Origin of the sequence: Paraglaciecola sp. 2405UD69-4 (assembly GCF_047525415.1) — a bacterium.
In the GTDB taxonomy this organism is placed as follows: Bacteria; Pseudomonadota; Gammaproteobacteria; order Enterobacterales; family Alteromonadaceae; genus Paraglaciecola.
Map to the genome: position 1 here is coordinate 121,542 of NZ_JBLIXM010000001.1, position 17,382 is coordinate 138,923.

The 17,382-nt window shown below is 41.9% G+C and carries 16 protein-coding genes; 7 read left to right on the forward strand and 9 right to left on the reverse strand.

The window, feature by feature from the left end:
* Positions 1 to 152: 152 nt before the first annotated feature.
* The 7 genes from ACMUMK_RS00565 to rutR all read right to left on the reverse strand — a co-directional run bounded on the left by ACMUMK_RS00565 (position 153) and on the right by rutR (position 8,090).
* Positions 153 to 1,337, reverse strand: a complete 1,185-nt coding sequence (locus tag ACMUMK_RS00565; RefSeq protein ID WP_414699185.1) for a pyridoxal phosphate-dependent aminotransferase — start codon at positions 1,335 to 1,337, stop codon at positions 153 to 155.
* 159 nt (positions 1,338 to 1,496) lie between these two features.
* Positions 1,497 to 3,101, reverse strand: coding sequence for an ABC-F family ATPase (locus ACMUMK_RS00570; protein ID WP_414699186.1), 1,605 nt, complete (start codon positions 3,099 to 3,101; stop codon positions 1,497 to 1,499).
* Between the two features lie 194 nt (positions 3,102 to 3,295).
* Positions 3,296 to 3,724, reverse strand: coding sequence for a 3TM-type holin (locus ACMUMK_RS00575; protein WP_414699187.1), 429 nt, complete (start codon positions 3,722 to 3,724; stop codon positions 3,296 to 3,298).
* Positions 3,725 to 3,732: 8 nt separating this feature from the next.
* Entirely contained in the window at positions 3,733 to 5,100 is a 1,368-nt protein-coding gene (locus ACMUMK_RS00580; RefSeq protein ID WP_414699188.1) for an N-acetylmuramidase domain-containing protein, read from the reverse strand.
* A 201-nt stretch (positions 5,101 to 5,301) separates the two neighbouring features.
* On the reverse strand, positions 5,302 to 6,633 hold the full coding sequence (gene hslU, locus ACMUMK_RS00585; protein ID WP_414699189.1) for an HslU--HslV peptidase ATPase subunit: 1,332 nt from the start codon (positions 6,631 to 6,633) through the stop codon (positions 5,302 to 5,304).
* 69 nt (positions 6,634 to 6,702) lie between these two features.
* Entirely contained in the window at positions 6,703 to 7,227 is a 525-nt protein-coding gene (gene hslV, locus ACMUMK_RS00590) for an ATP-dependent protease subunit HslV (protein ID WP_414699190.1), read from the reverse strand.
* 194 nt (positions 7,228 to 7,421) lie between these two features.
* Positions 7,422 to 8,090, reverse strand: coding sequence for an HTH-type transcriptional regulator RutR (rutR, locus tag ACMUMK_RS00595; RefSeq protein WP_414699191.1), 669 nt, complete (start codon positions 8,088 to 8,090; stop codon positions 7,422 to 7,424).
* 310 nt (positions 8,091 to 8,400) lie between these two features.
* Here rutR and rutA point away from each other — a divergent pair, with 310 nt between their 5' ends.
* The 7 genes from rutA (at position 8,401) to ACMUMK_RS00630 (ending at position 14,261) form a co-directional block, all read left to right on the forward strand.
* Positions 8,401 to 9,486, forward strand: coding sequence for a pyrimidine utilization protein A (gene rutA, locus ACMUMK_RS00600; protein ID WP_414699192.1), 1,086 nt, complete (start codon positions 8,401 to 8,403; stop codon positions 9,484 to 9,486).
* Positions 9,486 to 10,211: a pyrimidine utilization protein B gene (gene rutB / locus ACMUMK_RS00605; protein ID WP_414699193.1), complete on the forward strand. Its 726-nt coding sequence runs from the start codon at positions 9,486 to 9,488 to the stop codon at positions 10,209 to 10,211. Before rutA ends, rutB begins: the two co-directional genes overlap by 1 nt.
* A 51-nt stretch (positions 10,212 to 10,262) precedes the next feature.
* On the forward strand, positions 10,263 to 10,646 hold the full coding sequence (gene rutC / locus ACMUMK_RS00610) for a pyrimidine utilization protein C (RefSeq protein ID WP_414699194.1): 384 nt from the start codon (positions 10,263 to 10,265) through the stop codon (positions 10,644 to 10,646).
* A 12-nt stretch (positions 10,647 to 10,658) separates the two neighbouring features.
* Positions 10,659 to 11,432, forward strand: coding sequence for a pyrimidine utilization protein D (rutD, locus tag ACMUMK_RS00615; RefSeq protein ID WP_414699195.1), 774 nt, complete (start codon positions 10,659 to 10,661; stop codon positions 11,430 to 11,432).
* Between the two features lie 38 nt (positions 11,433 to 11,470).
* The gene (locus tag ACMUMK_RS00620; protein WP_414699196.1) at positions 11,471 to 12,061 is read left to right on the forward strand and encodes a malonic semialdehyde reductase; all 591 of its coding nucleotides are present in this window, start codon (positions 11,471 to 11,473) and stop codon (positions 12,059 to 12,061) included.
* 34 nt (positions 12,062 to 12,095) lie between these two features.
* Positions 12,096 to 12,626, forward strand: coding sequence for a flavin reductase (locus ACMUMK_RS00625; RefSeq protein ID WP_414699197.1), 531 nt, complete (start codon positions 12,096 to 12,098; stop codon positions 12,624 to 12,626).
* 144 nt (positions 12,627 to 12,770) lie between these two features.
* Positions 12,771 to 14,261, forward strand: a complete 1,491-nt coding sequence (locus ACMUMK_RS00630; RefSeq protein ID WP_414699198.1) for a CoA-acylating methylmalonate-semialdehyde dehydrogenase — start codon at positions 12,771 to 12,773, stop codon at positions 14,259 to 14,261.
* Positions 14,262 to 14,318: 57 nt separating this feature from the next.
* On the opposite strand, the gene ACMUMK_RS00635 is transcribed toward ACMUMK_RS00630, so the two are convergent.
* Positions 14,319 to 14,864 (reverse strand): SPOR domain-containing protein, encoded by a 546-nt coding sequence (locus ACMUMK_RS00635; protein WP_414699199.1) that lies wholly within the window; start codon positions 14,862 to 14,864, stop codon positions 14,319 to 14,321.
* Between the two features lie 152 nt (positions 14,865 to 15,016).
* Complete coding sequence (priA, locus tag ACMUMK_RS00640) at positions 15,017 to 17,197, reverse strand: primosomal protein N' (protein WP_414699200.1); 2,181 nt, start codon at positions 17,195 to 17,197, stop codon at positions 15,017 to 15,019.
* Between the last annotated feature and the right edge of the window lie 185 nt (positions 17,198 to 17,382).

The window sequence follows — 17,382 nt, forward strand, 5'->3', positions numbered from 1 at the left end:
ATGGTAGTTGCGAGTCTTAAACTCAATACTGAGAATAAAAAAAGCCCAGTCAAATGTGACTGGGCTGCAGTGTTTCATGTAGACCTCAGTATATCTATTGCTAGCTCTACTCGGGTCTATATGAAGGTATATTATTATTATTGTAAGTCGGTCTAAGCGTAAACGGCCTTTAATGCTAAAACACATGCATCTGTTTCTGATGGTGTACCAACACTGATCCGTGACCAAGTATCGTAACCAGGCCAAGTTCTGCCAACCACTTTGATTTTCAATGCTTTCATTTTGGCTGCAAACTCATCATGAGGCATGCCGGTATCCATATAAATGAAGTTACCTTGTGGGTTTTTCGCATACGGTCGGCCAAGCTCTTCAGCGGCTGTTGTTAATTTAAGACGTTCAACTTTTACGCGCTCACGCATTGTATTTAAGTTATCGTGATCGTCCATACTCGCCATACCAGCAACTAATCCTAGGTAGTTAACCCCACCCATACGTAATAAGCGGCCCATAGACTTAGCTTGTTCAGCAGGCATAATTGCATACCCTAAGCGTTGACCTGCCATGGCATGGATTTTAGAGAATGTACGGCAAACTACTACGTTGTAACCATCAGCTACAAGTTTAGATTGAACGTTAGCTGGATATGCATCTGTCATTTCGATGTAAGCTTCATCAATGAAAACCTGACATCTCTTAGATACACGCTTAGCAAATGCAGTTAATTTAGCGGCATCAACTACTGTTCCTGTTGGGTTATTTGGGTTACAAACATAAACAGCTGTGGTGTCGTCTGTCACTGCAGCTTCGATGGCATCTAAATCAAAATTCATGTCCGCGTCTAATGGTACAAAAGTCACATCAGCACCCATGAATTTAGCACCGCGAGGTATACCTTCGTATGTCGCCATTGAGGTAACTAATTTGCCACCATTTTTAACAATCCAGTCTGCATAACCAAACAAAATTGGAGATGAGCCGTTAGTAACAATAATTTGGTCTTCAGATACGCCTTCTTGAGTGGCAATCTTTTTAATAAGTACATCTACAGTGGCATCGGCATAGCGACCAAGATTAAACAATTCACCTTTCATTGCTTCAACAGCTTTTGCTGAAGGGCCGAACGCATTTTCATTTGATGATAAGCGAACCAAACCGTCATTTACGTTAGGCGTAGCGGTTGGGAAATGGTCAGTCTTCATTCCTGCAGCGCTAAGCTCTTTAACACTTGAGCTAACACAAGATGACAAGGCAACAGCACTGGCACCTATTCCAACGGACTTAAGCCAATTACGGCGTGAAGAATCGATTAAAGGGTTGTTTTTGTTATCTTGGTTCATCGGCCACTCTGTCTGTAAAAATACTGGGAGCCTAGACTAATTAGTATTTGTGAGCTATGCAATGGGCCAATATAAAAGCTATGGGGGCACTAAGAAAAACTTATGGTATAAAATTATTACCGGTGTTGGGTGGGGTGAGCAGTGCACCCCATATTTAGTTTAGGCTCTAGCTTTGGCTTCTTCTCGGCTTGCTAGATATTCGTTATAGGTACCTTGGAAGTTAATGACTTCTTGCTCTTTGATTTCAATAACTCTTGTGGCTAGTGATGATACAAATTGCCTGTCGTGGCTTACAAAAATCAGGGTACCGTCGAATTTCTTTAAGGCATTGTTAAGGGCTTCGATAGCTTCCATATCCATATGGTTGGTAGGCTCGTCCATTATCAGTACATTAATATCAGACATCATTAACTTACCAAACAATAAGCGGTTCTTCTCACCACCTGAGCAAACCTTTGCCTTTTTGTTAAAATCATCTGCACTAAAAAGTAGGCTGCCTAGCATTGCTCTGACAGCTAAGTCATCGTGTTTTGGGGTGCGCCACTGTGACATCCAATCGAATAAAGTTAAGTCTTCTGCAAAATCAGTTGTGCTGTCTTGTGGGCAATAACCTATGGATGCGTTTTCAGACCATTTAACAACACCTTCTTTAGCTTCGAGTTCATTAACTAGGCAACGCAGAAAGGTGGTTTTGCCCACACCGTTTTCTCCAATTACCGCAAGTTTGGCTCCGGCTTCTAGGATAAGCTCGCCATCTTTAAATAGCAGGTTATCGTCGTAACCATGGCCAAATTGCTCAAGGATTAAGGCTTGGCGATGCAGCTTTTTATGTTGTTTTAAGACTATTCTAGGGGTGCGACGACTAGAGGACTTCACTTCATCTAAGGTAATTTTTTCAAGGCGTCTAGCACGAGAGCTGGCCTGCTTTGCTTTTGAGGCGTTGGCTGAAAAACGGTCAACAAAGGCTTGTAATTCATCCATTTCGGCACTTTTCTTGGCGTTTTCTGTTAATAATTGTTCTTGTATTAACGATGATGCAGCTTGGTAGGCTTCGTAGTTACCCGGATATATGCGTAACTCGCCATAATCAATATCAGCCATGTGGGTACATACTGAGTTTAAGAAGTGACGATCGTGCGAAATAATGATCATGGTGCATTTACGTTGGTTAAGTACTTCAGCTAACCAATTAATGGTGTAAATGTCCAAGTTGTTGGTAGGCTCATCCAATAATAGTATGTCTGGATCAGCAAACAGTGCTTGAGCAAGTAATACTCTGAGCTTTTTCCCTGGGGGAATTTGTGACATTAAACCAAAGTGAAAATCTTCTTCAATGCCTGCTTCTATTAAAAGGTCTCCGGCCCTTGCTTCTGCTGTGTAACCATCCATCTCTGCAAATTGGGTTTCGAGCTCGGCTACATGCATACCGTCTGCTTCGCTCATTTCTGGCTTAGCATAGATTTCGTCTCGCTCTTGCTTTATTTTCCAAAGCTTGGTGTCACCCATTATCACGGTATCGACAACAGTGAATTTTTCAAAAGCGAACTGATCTTGACTAAGGGTACCTACCTTGTCTCCTGGGGTAATAGACACATTACCGGCACTGGGAACTAATTCCCCAGTGAGGATTTTCATAAAGGTTGATTTTCCACATCCGTTGGCACCAATAAGCCCGTAGCGATTGCCGTCGCCAAATTTGGCTGATATGTTTTCAAACAATGGCTCAGCGCCAAATTGCATGGTGATATTTGCAGTAGAAATCAAAAGTGTGTCGTCCAGAGATAAAGTAAATAGATGGGCCTACACGAACAGCTGTCGTGTAAACAAAGGCGCGCATCATACGGAAGTGCGTGTTAAAAGTCGAGTTGGTTAGAGCGTTTTTTGAGCAGTAATAGAAAGGGGGGCTTGAATCATTAAGTTTGTCAGTGGCAAAAAAATATTGCCACTGACTGATACTCTTACCCTTTTGCGGCGTCGTTCTTAGGCTCGGCAGGTCGTGCCTTTAAATATTGTTGGGTCATCTTTTCCGCAGAGCGGCCAGCCACATAACCACCTAAGCCAATTTGTAATAAGGTCCAAGCTTCTTTGGCCAATGGGTTGGGCAACCAGCCAAAGCTATCAAATACCACTAAGGCTAAAAATGTCAGCATGGTAATAGGGCGCCAATTACGCTGCATCCACGATTGCCCCGTGGCTTCTGCTGTAATTATGTCTGTTTTACTTTTGAGTAATTGATTTTCATAGTCTATCACCTTAGCTAGAAGCTCGTTTTCAACTGCTTTTATTTGACTTTGCAGCTGTAGTTTTTCTTCTGTGCTGGTGTGTACTTCATCTATTAACTTTACTGCTGGTTCAAAAATATTACTGATGAAAGAAAAAACGTTCATATTTCCTCCTAGGAAAGTGTTTTGTCTAGATTTGGCATCATTTTTCTAAATGCTGCGTAGTGTTTTTGTATTTTGTCGCCGTAAACTTGTTTTTGCCCTGAGCCGTTATACATACCTGCAAATTCTGTAAATGACAGATCTCTTAAATACCCTAGCATTCTGGGCGAAAAGAAATCGAACAGGCCATTAATTTGGCCTTGGATGTTACTAGAGAAGGCGTTGAACATTTCTATAACGGATTGATATCCAATCCGTTCAAAATGAAACCCCATTATTTGTGGTGCACCCATGCTTATCGATAGCATGGCGGATTTTTCATCAAGTTGCCGAGCAAATTCAAATACTTGCCATTCGCTCGTTTGGCGACCATGAAAACTTACCCATTCACTTGTTGGTTCTCGCCTCCACTGGTGGCCTTGCCATACTTTTTCATCGCTGTAGCGAAAATGTTGCCGATATTGTTGCGGATGATACTTGCCCCAGTAGCCCCAAAACTTATGATTTTCAAAGCGGATGATCATGCGATCACTGTTGTTTTGTTCGAATCCTTTACCTGAACTTTCTACGCATAGTACGGCGAGAGCACAGGCCACATCTAGCTCTTTTTGGGTGCTAAGTGATTGTAATAGCGCCCCCCATTTATTCCATGTTGCCGCTGCATTTCGTTGCTCATTGGAACCTGTAACAGTTAGGATTGTGGTTGGGGTTAATCTTGATAAGTCTTGGTTATTGTTGCTCTTAGGTATGGGGGAGTAGTCTGAGTCTTGAATTATTAAAGGGTCAGGTTCTTGGCTTTCAATTTTGGTGATATATTCACAGGCCACGTATCCTCTATTGCCATTGAAGCGAATCTGGCTCCAACTTTTTTGTTTCCCTTCTACCCAAATTGTTTCACCTTGGGCTAGTTGTCCAAATAAATTGGCTGTTCGAAAAGGTGCTGCTCGTACATTGAGTAAATCAGCAGTGACTTTGGCGTAATAACCAGTTGAGACATAGACTAAGTCTACGTATGCGGAAGCTACATATGCAGTGTCGCCATTAAATTCAATTTCTAGCCAATCATTCACAAAGGCTAAGGTTTTTACTGAAGCTCCGCGGTTCAAAGTGGCTAAATATTTAGCACTTGCTGATGGCGCGGCACGAACGTTTAGGCGATCGGTATTTACTGTGCCTGTTAGTTTGGCTAGATCATTGATTGGTTGTAGATAGTGGGCTGAGATAAACCCAAAGGTATTTTGGTAAGTAAACTGTATCCAATTGTCTATGGGCGCTTCACCCTTTATGACCATGCCTTGGGTTAACTGGCCTAAAATAGCTGAGCTTGGGGTTGGCATACTGCGTACATTCAGAAGTGAAGGGGTCACGGCTGCTAACATCTTATTAAGTCCTTTTAGTAATATGTCCACTGTAAATATTAGAGGTAGTTTCAATAAATTCAATAAAGAAGGGCATTTACTTAGATGTAAACTAGTTTGGGGGAGTTTTATGAAGCTGTGAATCTGAAAGGCTGGCTTGGTTTGCAAAAAAAAGCCCCTGTTTTATCTGAAAACAAGGGCTTTTGTTAATAAAGGAAATCTTTAAAGAATAAAACGACTTAGGTCTTCGTCTTCTACTAACATATCTAGATGATCGGTTACGTACTTAGCGTCTATGGTTATTGCTTCACCGTTTCTTTCAGAGGCATCGTAAGATATCTCTTCCATCAAACGCTCCATAACTGTGTGCAAGCGTCTAGCTCCAATGTTTTCTGTACGCTCATTAACTTGCCAAGCTGCTTTAGCTATGTGCTCTATGCCGTCTGTAGAAAAGGTTACGTTAACCCCTTCCGTTTTAAGTAAGGCAACATATTGTTCGGTCAAAGAAGCATTTGGTTCAGTCAATATACGTACAAAATCTTCTGCAGTAAGAGCAGATAACTCGACGCGAATAGGTAATCGACCTTGTAATTCGGGGATCAAATCTGATGGCTTGCTCATTTGGAATGCACCAGAAGCAACAAACAAGATATGGTCGGTTTTTACCATGCCATGTTTAGTTGAAACCGTTGAGCCTTCTACTAAGGGTAATAAATCACGTTGTACACCTTCTCGGGATACATCGCCTCCGCTTGTAGTGCCTTCTCGCTTACAAATTTTGTCAATTTCATCGATGAAAACTATGCCATTTTGTTCTAATGATTCAATAGCGGTTTGCTTTAAGTCTTCTTGGTTAACCAGCTTGCTGGCTTCTTCTTCGATTAATAACTTAAAGGCTTCTTTTACCTTAAGCTTTTTCTTTTTCTTCTCTTTACCTGATAGGTTTTGAAACATACCTTGAAGCTGGTTAGTCATTTCTTCCATGCCAGGAGGCGCCATGATTTCTACACCAACTTGTGGTGCTGCAAAATCTAGCTCGATTTCTTTATCGTCTAGCTGACCTTCTCGTAATTTTTTACGGAAAACTTGTCTAGTGCCTTTGTCTTGTGGCTCTTCTTTTTCACCGAAGGCGTTTTCGGGTGGTGGCAATAGGGCGTCTAAAATACGCTCTTCTGCGTTTTCTTCAGCTCGAAATTTCACTTTTTGCGTAGCTTGTTCTTTGGTCATCTTAACGGCGATATCAGCCAAGTCTCGGATGATGGTTTCCACTTCTTTACCCACATAACCTACTTCTGTAAATTTTGTGGCTTCAACCTTAATAAAGGGGGCGTTGGCGAGCTTTGCTAGGCGGCGCGCAATTTCGGTTTTACCCACACCAGTAGGACCTATCATTAGGATATTTTTAGGGGTCACTTCTTGACGAAGTTCTGGCTCAAGCTGCATTCTTCGCCATCTGTTACGTAACGCGATAGATACTGCACGTTTAGCATCTTGTTGACCGATAATATGTCTGTCCAGCTCGTGAACAATTTCTCTTGGGGTCATTTCTGACATAGTGTAAACCTTATATAAACTGAGCGACTTTTGAAGCGTGGCTCTTAAAATTTTGTTTTTGGCTGATCTTTAATAATCAATAGTTTCGATGGTTTGGCTGTGATTGGTGAATACACAAATATCCCCAGCTATGGTCAAACTTTTTTCTGCAATCTCTTTTGCTGATAACTCTGTATTTGCAAGTAATGCCATTGCTGAAGCTTGCGCGAAGTTTCCACCTGAACCAATGGCAATTAAGTCATTCTCTGGCTGCACCACATCACCGTTTCCGGTAATGATAAAAGAGGCGGTTTCATCTGCCACTGCTAATAGCGCTTCAAGCTTACGCAGAGCGCGATCGCTGCGCCAATCTTTGGCAAGTTCAACCGCTGCACGAGTTAAGTTACCTTGATGAATTTCTAGTTTAGATTCAAAACGTTCAAATAAAGTGAAGGCATCAGCTGTGCCTCCAGCAAAGCCTGCCAGTACTTTATTATGGTACAAACGGCGTACTTTTTTGGCGTTGCCTTTCATTACAGTGTTGCCAAGTGAAACTTGACCATCACCAGCAATAACGACTTGGTTATTACGGCGTACAGATACAATTGTAGTCACAAAAATTCCTTCGATATCTCTTAACAACCATGGGTTAAGCTAATAATGGTTGTTAGGGCTAAGAGTGGGCTATGGCGCTTTAATAATTTAAAACGCTGCCAGATGGATTAGATGTGGGGAGCATTGGATTTTTTTCAAGTATCCAAGGTGTTGTAAGGAGTCGCTACTATGGTGCTACCTTTACCAAGTTTAGCTTAATTGGGGTGCACACCCTGCAGAATGATATTTTGTAGGTTGCTAAGTGTGCTCTTAAAAAAGGCAGGATCATCTAGGTTTTTGTCTGTAATAGATTCAATTTGCACACGAAAATCTGCATAGTGTTGAGTGGTTGACCATATACTAAAAATCAAATGGTAAGGGTCAATTGGTGCTAGCTTTCCTGCAGCGATCCAAGCATTAATAACCGAGGCTTTTGAATCAACTAATTCTTTTAGTGGAGATCTTAGCTGTTCTTCTAGCAAGGGCGCTCCGTGAAGCATTTCCATACAAAACAATCGAGACTCGGCAGGGTTGTCCCTAGATAATTCCAATTTAACTCTAATGTAATCTTTGATGGTTTCTATGGGATCTTGATCCTCATTAAAGCTCGCCAAAGGCGCCAGCCAAACCTGTAATAGTCTTTGCATGACTGCTATGTAGAGCTGCTCTTTACTATTGAAATAATAGAGTAAGTTGGTTTTAGATACCTTAGCCAAAGCAGCTATTTTTTCCACTCGGGTGCCTTTTACTCCATGACGAGAAAACAACTCTAGAGCAGCCTGCATAATGGCATTCTCTTTATCCAGTTTTGCTCGACTACGTTTAGTTGTGCCGCCTAATGCTTGGGATGTATTTGAATTGGCTGTTATTTTTTGCGCTGACAAGGTAGGTGAATCCTTTTATTGGCTCCATTGAATTCTAATATTCCTAATTAAAATAATCTAGGCTTTCTCATCTGCCTTTTTTTTGTGCGGTGCTGCACGATTATCACGCAACATATTGGACCGTTTGGTCCAAATTGTTTTGTGGTTTGAAGCTATCTTGTTGTTATTTATAATTTTTTACCATTTGGTCTGAAATGTGCTATGTCAAGTTATTGTTTGACAAATAAGCAGTTTGTAACTGTGACTTTGTTGCTAACAAATTTACTTAGTTCCATGTAATAAAAATAACCAAAAAATAAGTGAGGCAATAGTGGACGTAGGCGTATTTATTCCAATTGGTAACAATGGCTGGTTAATTTCAAAGACTTCACCTCAATTCAAACCTAGTTTTGATTTGAATAAAGAGGTGGTGAAAAAAGCAGAGCAGTACGACATGGACTTTGCTTTATCAATGATTAAGTTAAGAGGGTTTGGTGGCGACACTGAGTTTTGGGATTACAACTTAGAGTCTTTCACTCTTATGGCCGGCTTAGCTGCGGTCACATCAAAAATAAAATTATATGCAACTGCAGCCACCTTAGTGATGCCACCGGCAATTGTGGCTAGAATGGCTGCGACTATTGATTCAATTTCTCATGGTCGTTTTGGTGTAAACCTAATTACGGGTTGGCAACGTCCAGAGTATTCACAAATGGGTATGTGGCCCGGAGATGAGTTTTTCTCTAACCGCTACGAATACTTAGGTGAGTACATAAAAGTGTGTAAAGAGTTGTGGGAAACAGGAAGTAGTGATTTTAAAGGCGAACATTTCAAAATGGATGATTGCCGTATGAAGCCTATGCCTGAATCAAAGATCCCTATTATCTGTGCAGGTCAAAGTACAGCAGGTATGGAATTCTCAGCTGAACATGCAGATTACAACTTTTGTTTTGGAAAAGGCGTAAACACGCCAACTGCGTTTGCCCCTACGGCAGAGCGTTTAAAAGTTGTGGCAGATGCAAAAGGCCGCAAAGTTGGTTCGGTGGTATTAATCATGGTTATTGCTGATGAAACTGATGAAAAAGCCATGGCTAAGTGGCAAATGTATAAAGACGGTAAAGATCAATCTGCTTTAGATTGGATGACTGAGCAAGGCGCGGCAGATAAAAAGTCAGGCAAAGATACTAATATTCGAGATATGACTGATCCTACATCAGCGGTTAATCTAAATATGGGTACGTTAGTGGGTTCTTATGCCTCGGTTGCTGCCATGTTAGATGAAATTGATACGGTTCCAGGATGTGAAGGTGTATTGCTGACCTTTGATGATTTTATTCAAGGTATGGATGATTACGGTCAAAAAATTCAGCCACTTATGAAATCTCGTCAACATATCAAAGCTGGGGTAGCTGAATAATGTCTGAAATTACAGAATTAGCCGTTGCAGGTTACTGCAAGGGCGATAAGCCCAATGAAGTTATATTGCCAGCCAAGCCAGAGCCATTGGCTTTAAACACCACTGAAACCGCCCTAATTGTGGTTGATATGCAAAACGCTTACGCCAGTAAAAATGGCTATCTAGACAAGGCTGGCTTTGATATCTCAAGCACAGGCCCTGTTATTGCGCAAACTGCTAAAGCGATTGCCGCGGCTAGAAAAGCTAACATGCCTATTGTGTTCTTTCAAAATGGTTGGGACAACAAATATGCTGAAGCAGGTGGCCCAGGGTCGCCAAATTGGTATAAATCTAACGCTTTAAAAACCATGCGTAAAAACCCAGAGCTTATGGGCACACTCTTAGCCAAAGGTACTTGGGATTACGAGCTCGTAGACGAGCTAACCCCACAAGAAGGGGATATTGTTATTCCTAAAACTCGCTACAGCGGATTCTTCAACACTAACCTAGATAGCATGATGCGTAGTCGCGGGATCCGTAATTTAGTATTTACCGGTATCGCTACCAATGTCTGTGTTGAGTCAACCTTACGAGATGGTTTCTTCTTAGAGTATTTTGGCGTTGTCTTAGCGGATGCAACTTATCAGGCAGGGTCGGACATGATTCAAGAGTCGGCTCTTTTTAATATCGCAACTTTCTTTGGCTGGGTGTCTAGCGTTGAAGAATTCTGTGAAGTACTCGCTTAGTTAGCACAAAGCACTTAAGCACTTTCAATATCAACAATAAAGGTAATTAATATGAGTAAAACATCGATTATTCCACCGGGTACAGGTAAACCTCTTGCTCCTTATGTACCAGGTTCAATGGCTGATAATATTTTGTATGTGTCGGGTACCTTAGCTTTTGATAAAGACAATAATGTTGTGCATGTTGGTGATGCAGAAGCGCAAACTCGCCATGTACTTGAAACCATTAAAGGAGTGGTTGAAGCCGCTGGTGGCACTATGGATGACGTAACATTTAATACCATAATGCTAACAAATTGGGATGATTATCCAGCCTTGAATAAAGTATACGCTGAGTATTTTCCTGGTGAAAAACCAGCTCGCTACTGTATTCAGTGTGGTTTGGTAAAACCGGGTGCACTAGTCGAAATAGCAAGTATTGCTCATATAGGTTAATAAGGCTTAAACATGTATTTTGAAATACTTGGCTCTGATCATCCAGATGCGCCGACTGTTGTTTTGAGCTCTGGATTAGGGGGCTCTGCACTCTTTTGGAAAGCACAACTACCAGCCTTAGAAAGTAGTTTTAGGGTGATTGTCTATGACCAAAATGGTACTGGTCGCAGTCCAGGAGTTTTGCCTAGTGGTTACTCTATTCAATCAATGGCAACGGAATTACTGGCGCTTTTAGATAGTATCGATGTGAGCGATTGCCATTTTGTGGGCCATGCATTAGGTGGCTTAGTGGGGTTGCAAATTGCTGTTGAACGGCCAGCGCTTTTTCAAAGTATGGTATTGGTCAATGCTTGGAGTAGCCCAAACGAGCATAGTTTACGCTGCTTTAGAGTCAGAAAGTCTTTATTGGATAACAGCCCCCCTGAAATGTATTTACAGGCGCAAGCTTTGTTTTTATATCCACCAAATTGGATCATGAATAACATCCAAATGCTCGAACAAGAAGAGCAGCACATGCTGGAGTCCTTCCCTGATAAGCAAAACTTATTGGCAAGGATCCAAGCCTTGAGCGAGTTTAATATAGAGGCTGATATAGCAAGCATTAGCACTCCTACTTTAGTGGTTGCTAACAAAGACGACATGCTGGTGCCTTGGCAAAGATCTCAAGTACTTGCTGATTTATTGCCCAATGCAGAGTTGGCGGTTTATGAATATGGAGGGCATGCTTGTACGGTTACCACCCCAGATGTATTCAACGATAAATTGCTGACATTTTTAACCAATTAATTTTTTAAATTCAATAAACGACTTTTGGAACAACAACCATGACAACACCTTTAGACGATGCTGCACTGTCGCAACTTTTTTACGATGCCCACACCCACTCGCATTGGCAAGATAAGCCTATTCCAGAGGCTCTGCTAACACAATTATATGACATGGTTAAGTTAGGCTCTACATCGGCTAACTGTAGCCCTGCTCGTTTTGTATTTGTTACTTCTGCCGAGGGCAAAGAAAAACTAAAACCTTCTATATCAAGCGGTAATTTAGATAAAACTATGACAGCGCCTTGCACAGTGATTGTTGCTTTTGATGAAGAGTTTTATGAAGAGCTACCGACTTTGTTTCCTTATGCTGATGCTAAAAGTTGGTTTACGGGTAGCCCAGAAGCTGCCTATGAAACAGCCATGCGTAATAGCTCATTACAGGGTGCATATTTAATCAGTGCGGCTCGTGCTTTGGGGTTAGATTGCGGCGCTATGTCTGGCTTTAATCCTAAGTTATTAAATGAGACGTTTTTCGCAGACAGCACATGGAAGGTTAATTTTTTGATTAACCTTGGTTATGGCGACAGTGAAAAAGTCCATAAACGCCTACCTCGCTTAGCCTTCGAGCAAGCTTGTAAAATCATTTAACTCAAACATATTTAAGCTAGGAGACTCAGTAACCATGAGCGCATTAAAAGAAGTGATACTAGAGAACACAGCGCAGTGTGTTTCTGGAGATGAATTTAGACAAGGCATGTCTGCCTTACCTGGCACTGTCAGTGTTGTTACCACCGGTTCAGAACAAAATAAAGCAGGCTTTACAGCTACGGCAGTTTGTAGTGTTAGTGACAATCCTCCTACTTTATTGGTGTGTTTGAACCGTGGCGCATCAGTTTACAAAGCCTTTGAGAACGCCAAAAGTTTAGTGGTAAATACTTTAGATGCTGGCCAAGATAACTTATCAAATTTATTTGGTGGTAAAGCCCTTATGTCTGAGCGTTTTGCTGAGGGTTCGTGGGAAACCTTAGTCACAGGCTCACCGGTATTAGAAGAAGCCGCAGTATCCTTTGATTGCAATATTGTAGAAATGAAAAGTGTGGCCACCCACGATGTCATTATTTGTGAGGTTGTAGGCATTAAGCAAAAAGAGCAGGCAGGGGCTCTAGTTTATTATCAAAGAGGCTATCACCACCTAACCCAAGAAAATGATTAAGTTGATTTAATTGCAATGGTTGCAGGTGATTCACATAAAACCAAAAACAAGAATAGCCAGTAACCTCCATTTTATAATTAAGACCACACAGCTTACCAAAGGCTATATTTTTGTAGTCGGTAGAGCTGTGTTTGAGGAAAAAATATGACAACAATTGGACATTTTATAAAGGGCCAAATTGTAACCCCAGCTGGGCGCACCCAAGATGTAACTAACCCTGCAACGGGGAAAGTTGAGAAACAAGTGCTGCTGGCATCAGCAAAAACTGTTCAAGAGGCAATCGATACCGCTCAAGCAGCGTATCCTGAATGGCGAAATACTCCTGTGCTAAAACGGGCCAGAGTTATGTTTAAGTTCAAGCAGTTGCTTGAAGACAACGCTGAACATATTGCCGAGTTGATTGGTCAAGAGCACGGTAAAATTAGCCATGATGCTGCAGGTGAGATCCAAAGAGGTATCGAGAATGTGGAGTTTGCATGCGGCGCACCTCAATTATTAAAAGGGGAGCATAGTAAGAATGTGGGGCCGAACATTGATTCTTGGAGTGAGTTTCAACCTTTAGGTGTGGTAACGGGAATTACTCCTTTTAATTTCCCCGCTATGGTGCCCTTATGGATGTTTCCTCTAGCCATAGTTTGCGGTAATACTTTTGTGCTTAAGCCTTCTGAAAGGGCACCGAGTTCTACCCTGTTTATAGCACAGTTATTGAAAGAAGCAGGTTTGCCTGATGGCGTAATGAACGTGGTAAACGGTGATAAAGAAGCCGTAGATGAGTTGCTGACTAACCCCACAGTAAAAGCTGTGAGCTTTGTTGGCTCTACGCCAATTGCAGAATATATTTACACCACAGCTAATGCTGCGGGTAAACGTTGCCAAGCGTTAGGTGGCGCTAAAAACCACGCTATTGTGATGCCTGATGCGGATATGGACAACACGGTTAATCAGTTATTAGGAGCTGCATTTGGATCGTCTGGTGAGCGCTGTATGGCTTTGTCTGTTGTTGTGGCTGTTGGCGATAAAGCAGGGGATACCCTAGTAGACAAAATGAAACAGGCGATGACGGGTCTTAAGGTGGGTGCTTACACCGACTCTAGCAATGATTTTGGACCCCTGATTAGTTGCCAGCACAGAGACAAGGTAAGTGGCTATTTGACCAGCGCAGAGCAACAAGGGGCTAAAATTGTAGTCGATGGCCGAAACGCTAAAGTCGAAGGTTTTGACAATGGCTTCTTTATCGGCGCTACCTTAATTGATGGCGTGACTCAAGATATGGACAGTTACAAGGCTGAGATATTTGGTCCTGTGTTACAAGTTATCCGCGTAGATACGATGCAGCAAGCTATGCAATTAATTGACGACCATGAGTACGGTAACGGTACCTGTATCTTTACCCGTGACGGCGAGGCTGCTCGCTACTTTTCAGACAATATTCAAGTGGGAATGGTGGGAATTAACGTGCCTTTACCTGTGCCTGTGGCTTACCATAGTTTTGGTGGTTGGAAGCGTTCATTGTTTGGTGATTTACACGCCTATGGCCCAGATGGTGTAAGGTTTTATACTAAGCGTAAAACCATCACCCAAAGGTGGCCGTCAAGCGGTGTACGTGAAGGGGTGAGCTTCGCCTTTCCTAGCTAACGAATACTGAAAATGGTTTATCTTAAGCAGCACACTGAGTGTGCTGCTTTTTATTTACTAATTTAAATTCCAGTTCCAAATTTTACAGCCAATGATTTTGGCTCTTTGTAAGGTATGGCGGTCTTTTTCGGCTAAGCGCTTGCTGTCATAAGGACCTAAAATTACCCTATACCACACACCGGAAGATCCTTTGCTGGAGCGCACTTGGGCCTCTAAACCTTGAAACGCAATTTTAGCCTTGAGCTCTTGGGCTTGGTGTTCTTTTCGAAATGAACCACATTGCATTAGCCTTTTAACAATGGGTTGCTCTTGTTCTTGCTGCTCAATCTCTACCGTATATTCTGGCAGGGTTTTAATAAACTCCCATTCTTCTTCAGGTATTTCGGGTAGCGCTTCACCGTTTTCGGCGATTTGCGTCTGAGAGCTAGTGTCAATCTCGGCCTCAGTATCTGGTGCTTTACCCTTAATACTCCATAAAAAATAAGCAAATAACCCTAGCAGGCTAAGAGTGATGATAATTCTTAACCAAGGTAATGAAGCTTTAGGAGGCGGAGGAGCTGGTTTTTTATTACGGCCGCGGGCCACGTAATCTTTAGGAGCCATGAAACTGATATATCCGAAAACAGGGAGAGAAACGACGTATTATTTTACCTTTACTGGCATTTTCCTCAATCAGTATCTTTATTATTTTTATGTGACACTTAAATGGCTTAGTTTGAGTTTCGAATTAACCAATATTCCGATAAGAATTTAGGCTAGCTAAAATCTTGCGGATCAATATCTAGTGACCAGCGTACCTTGCTAGCAAGCGGTAAATTCTCTATTTGCAAGATATGTTGTCCAAGGGCATGTTGCAAGTGACTGCGCTGCGAACTTTGAAGCACTAATTGCATGCGGTACTGACCTTGCCGCTTTTCCATTAAAGAAGGAATGGGGCCAATACAAAATACGTTTTCTGAGTGATCGAAAAAGTGTCTTACTTGGGCTAAAAATTCATGGGCAAGTTGTGCGCTGTTAGCTTGGGCTTTAAATAGCCCTTGAAAAGTGTAAGGGGGAAGGGCGGCATGTTGCCTTTCGAGTAAGGCATACCTAGCAAAATGCCCATAGCCATTATTAATTAAGTCTTGCAGTAATGGATGCGCTGGGTCGTGGGTTTGTAACCACATTTCGCCGGGCTTCTCTGCCCGCCCAGCCCTTCCTGCGACTTGAGTGATTAACTGGGCTAAATGCTCTGCAGCCCGATAATCAGCACTAAAAAGAGCACCGTCAATATCTAATATCAGCACGAGTGTAACGTTAGGAAAATGATGTCCTTTGGACAAAATTTGTGTGCCTATTAGAATTTGATGTTCGTTATTGTTGATGCTGTTCAGCATTTTATCTAGTTTGTTTTTACCCCTTGCACTATCACTATCAATGCGAATGCTACTGTAGTTAGGGAAATACTCTGCGAGGCCGTGCTCTAGTTGTTCTGTTCCTACGCCAATTGATGTTAACTCTTCACTGTGACAGTGCTGGCAATGTTTAGGGATGGATTTAGCACTGCCGCAATGGTGGCATTGCAGTTTATGTAGTTGTTTGTGAAGCGTGTAAGGTTTGTCACAGCGTTTACATTGTTCAATAAAGCCACATTGATGACAGGTCAGCGCAGGGGCGTAACCGCGGCGGTTTATAAACAACATCACTTGATTGCCTTGCTCTAAGTGTTGCTTGATTCTATCTAGCATTCCTTGGGCTAAGCCAAAACGAATAGGTTGTTGGCGGATATCAAATACATGTTGGCTTGCCACTGAGGCATTGCCAGCGCGCTGTTGTAATTTAAGATGCTGATATTTACCGGTTAAGGCATTGTTTAAGGTTTCTAAGGCTGGGGTTGCAGTACCTAAAACTAAAGGGATGTTTTCTTCATGGGCGCGAACCACAGCTAAATCTCTGGCATGGTAACGTAAGCCATCTTGTTGTTTGTAAGACGCATCATGCTCTTCATCGACGATTAATAAACCTGGGTTTAGCATAGGAGTAAAAATGGCTGAGCGGGTGCCAATCACTATACCTAGCTGGCCTTTGGCACTTTGCTGCCATACCTGTAATCGTTCTGGATTAGTCAGCCCTGAATGTAAAACGCCTACGTCAATCCCAAAGCGGTACTTAAAACGATGTACAGTTTGTGGTGTGAGTCCGATTTCTGGTACTAAAATTAAAACTTGTTTACCTTGTTTTAAAACAGACTCAATAGCTTGAAGGTAAACTTCTGTCTTTCCACTTCCGGTTATCCCTTCTAATAAAAAGCTACTATATTGGCCAATTGCTGCTTCGATACAACTAATGGCAACCGCTTGCTCAACATTAGCTAGAGGTTTGTCTTGTATCTTAAGCTCTTGTTGCCAGTTGCTTTGGTATTTTGGCTGTTTTTCTAGGGTTTCTATTAACCCTTTATCCAATAGTGATTTAATAGCAGGGGCGCCAAAGTCGGTTCTAGCGATAGATTTTGGAAGTTCTTCTTCTTGTAACTTTGAAAGTAATTTTTGTTGTTTTGGCGCTCTTGATAACTCTGCAATATCAAGCTCAGCCCCTTTGGCATTCGTTTGAATAAAAGTAATGGGTTTAGGTAAGCTAGATTCACCTTTTCTTAAAGCAACAGGCAATGCTGTTTGTACGACGTCACCTATTGGATGTTTGTAATAGTGGGTTAACCAGTGACATAGTTTCAGTAAGGTTTTGTTAAGAACGGGAGTGTCATCAATTATTTCTTCTATGGGCTTTAACTTAGATACATCCCATTCTGATTTTGAAGATACTTTCCAAACCACACCAATTAGCTTACGAGGTCCAAAAGGTACACGCACTCGAGTACCTATGGGAGGCTTCTCAGTTTCACAGATGTAATCAAATAATCTTCGTTTAGGAATTGGAAGAGCGATGTGCAATATATGCATTAGGTGAGGATGGGCTCCGTATTCAAATTAAAGTTAAGAGTGAACACTCATATTACTAAAGTCACTGCTCAGACTATTGGTAAATCTTAACATGTGAAATAGTTTTAGGTAGGTTATTAAAGTTAGCGATTTGGGTAACTTGCAATTTATGCTGGCTGTAACAGAATAGAATAATTGTGATCTAA

What these genes read in the sequence shown, in the direction of transcription:
- ACMUMK_RS00565 (WP_414699185.1), bottom strand. Translation starts at nt 1,337, where the DNA reads ATGAACCAAGATAACAAAAACAACCCTTTAATCGATTCTTCACGCCGT.
- ACMUMK_RS00575 (WP_414699187.1), bottom strand. Translation starts at nt 3,724, where the DNA reads ATGAACGTTTTTTCTTTCATCAGTAATATTTTTGAACCAGCAGTAAAG.
- ACMUMK_RS00580 (WP_414699188.1), bottom strand. Translation starts at nt 5,100, where the DNA reads ATGTTAGCAGCCGTGACCCCTTCACTTCTGAATGTACGCAGTATGCCA.
- hslU (WP_414699189.1), bottom strand. Translation starts at nt 6,633, where the DNA reads ATGTCAGAAATGACCCCAAGAGAAATTGTTCACGAGCTGGACAGACAT.
- rutB (WP_414699193.1), top strand. Translation starts at nt 9,486, where the DNA reads ATGTCTGAAATTACAGAATTAGCCGTTGCAGGTTACTGCAAGGGCGAT.
- rutC (WP_414699194.1), top strand. Translation starts at nt 10,263, where the DNA reads ATGAGTAAAACATCGATTATTCCACCGGGTACAGGTAAACCTCTTGCT.
- rutD (WP_414699195.1), top strand. Translation starts at nt 10,659, where the DNA reads ATGTATTTTGAAATACTTGGCTCTGATCATCCAGATGCGCCGACTGTT.
- ACMUMK_RS00620 (WP_414699196.1), top strand. Translation starts at nt 11,471, where the DNA reads ATGACAACACCTTTAGACGATGCTGCACTGTCGCAACTTTTTTACGAT.
- ACMUMK_RS00625 (WP_414699197.1), top strand. Translation starts at nt 12,096, where the DNA reads ATGAGCGCATTAAAAGAAGTGATACTAGAGAACACAGCGCAGTGTGTT.
- ACMUMK_RS00630 (WP_414699198.1), top strand. Translation starts at nt 12,771, where the DNA reads ATGACAACAATTGGACATTTTATAAAGGGCCAAATTGTAACCCCAGCT.
- ACMUMK_RS00635 (WP_414699199.1), bottom strand. Translation starts at nt 14,864, where the DNA reads ATGGCTCCTAAAGATTACGTGGCCCGCGGCCGTAATAAAAAACCAGCT.
- priA (WP_414699200.1), bottom strand. Translation starts at nt 17,197, where the DNA reads ATGCATATATTGCACATCGCTCTTCCAATTCCTAAACGAAGATTATTT.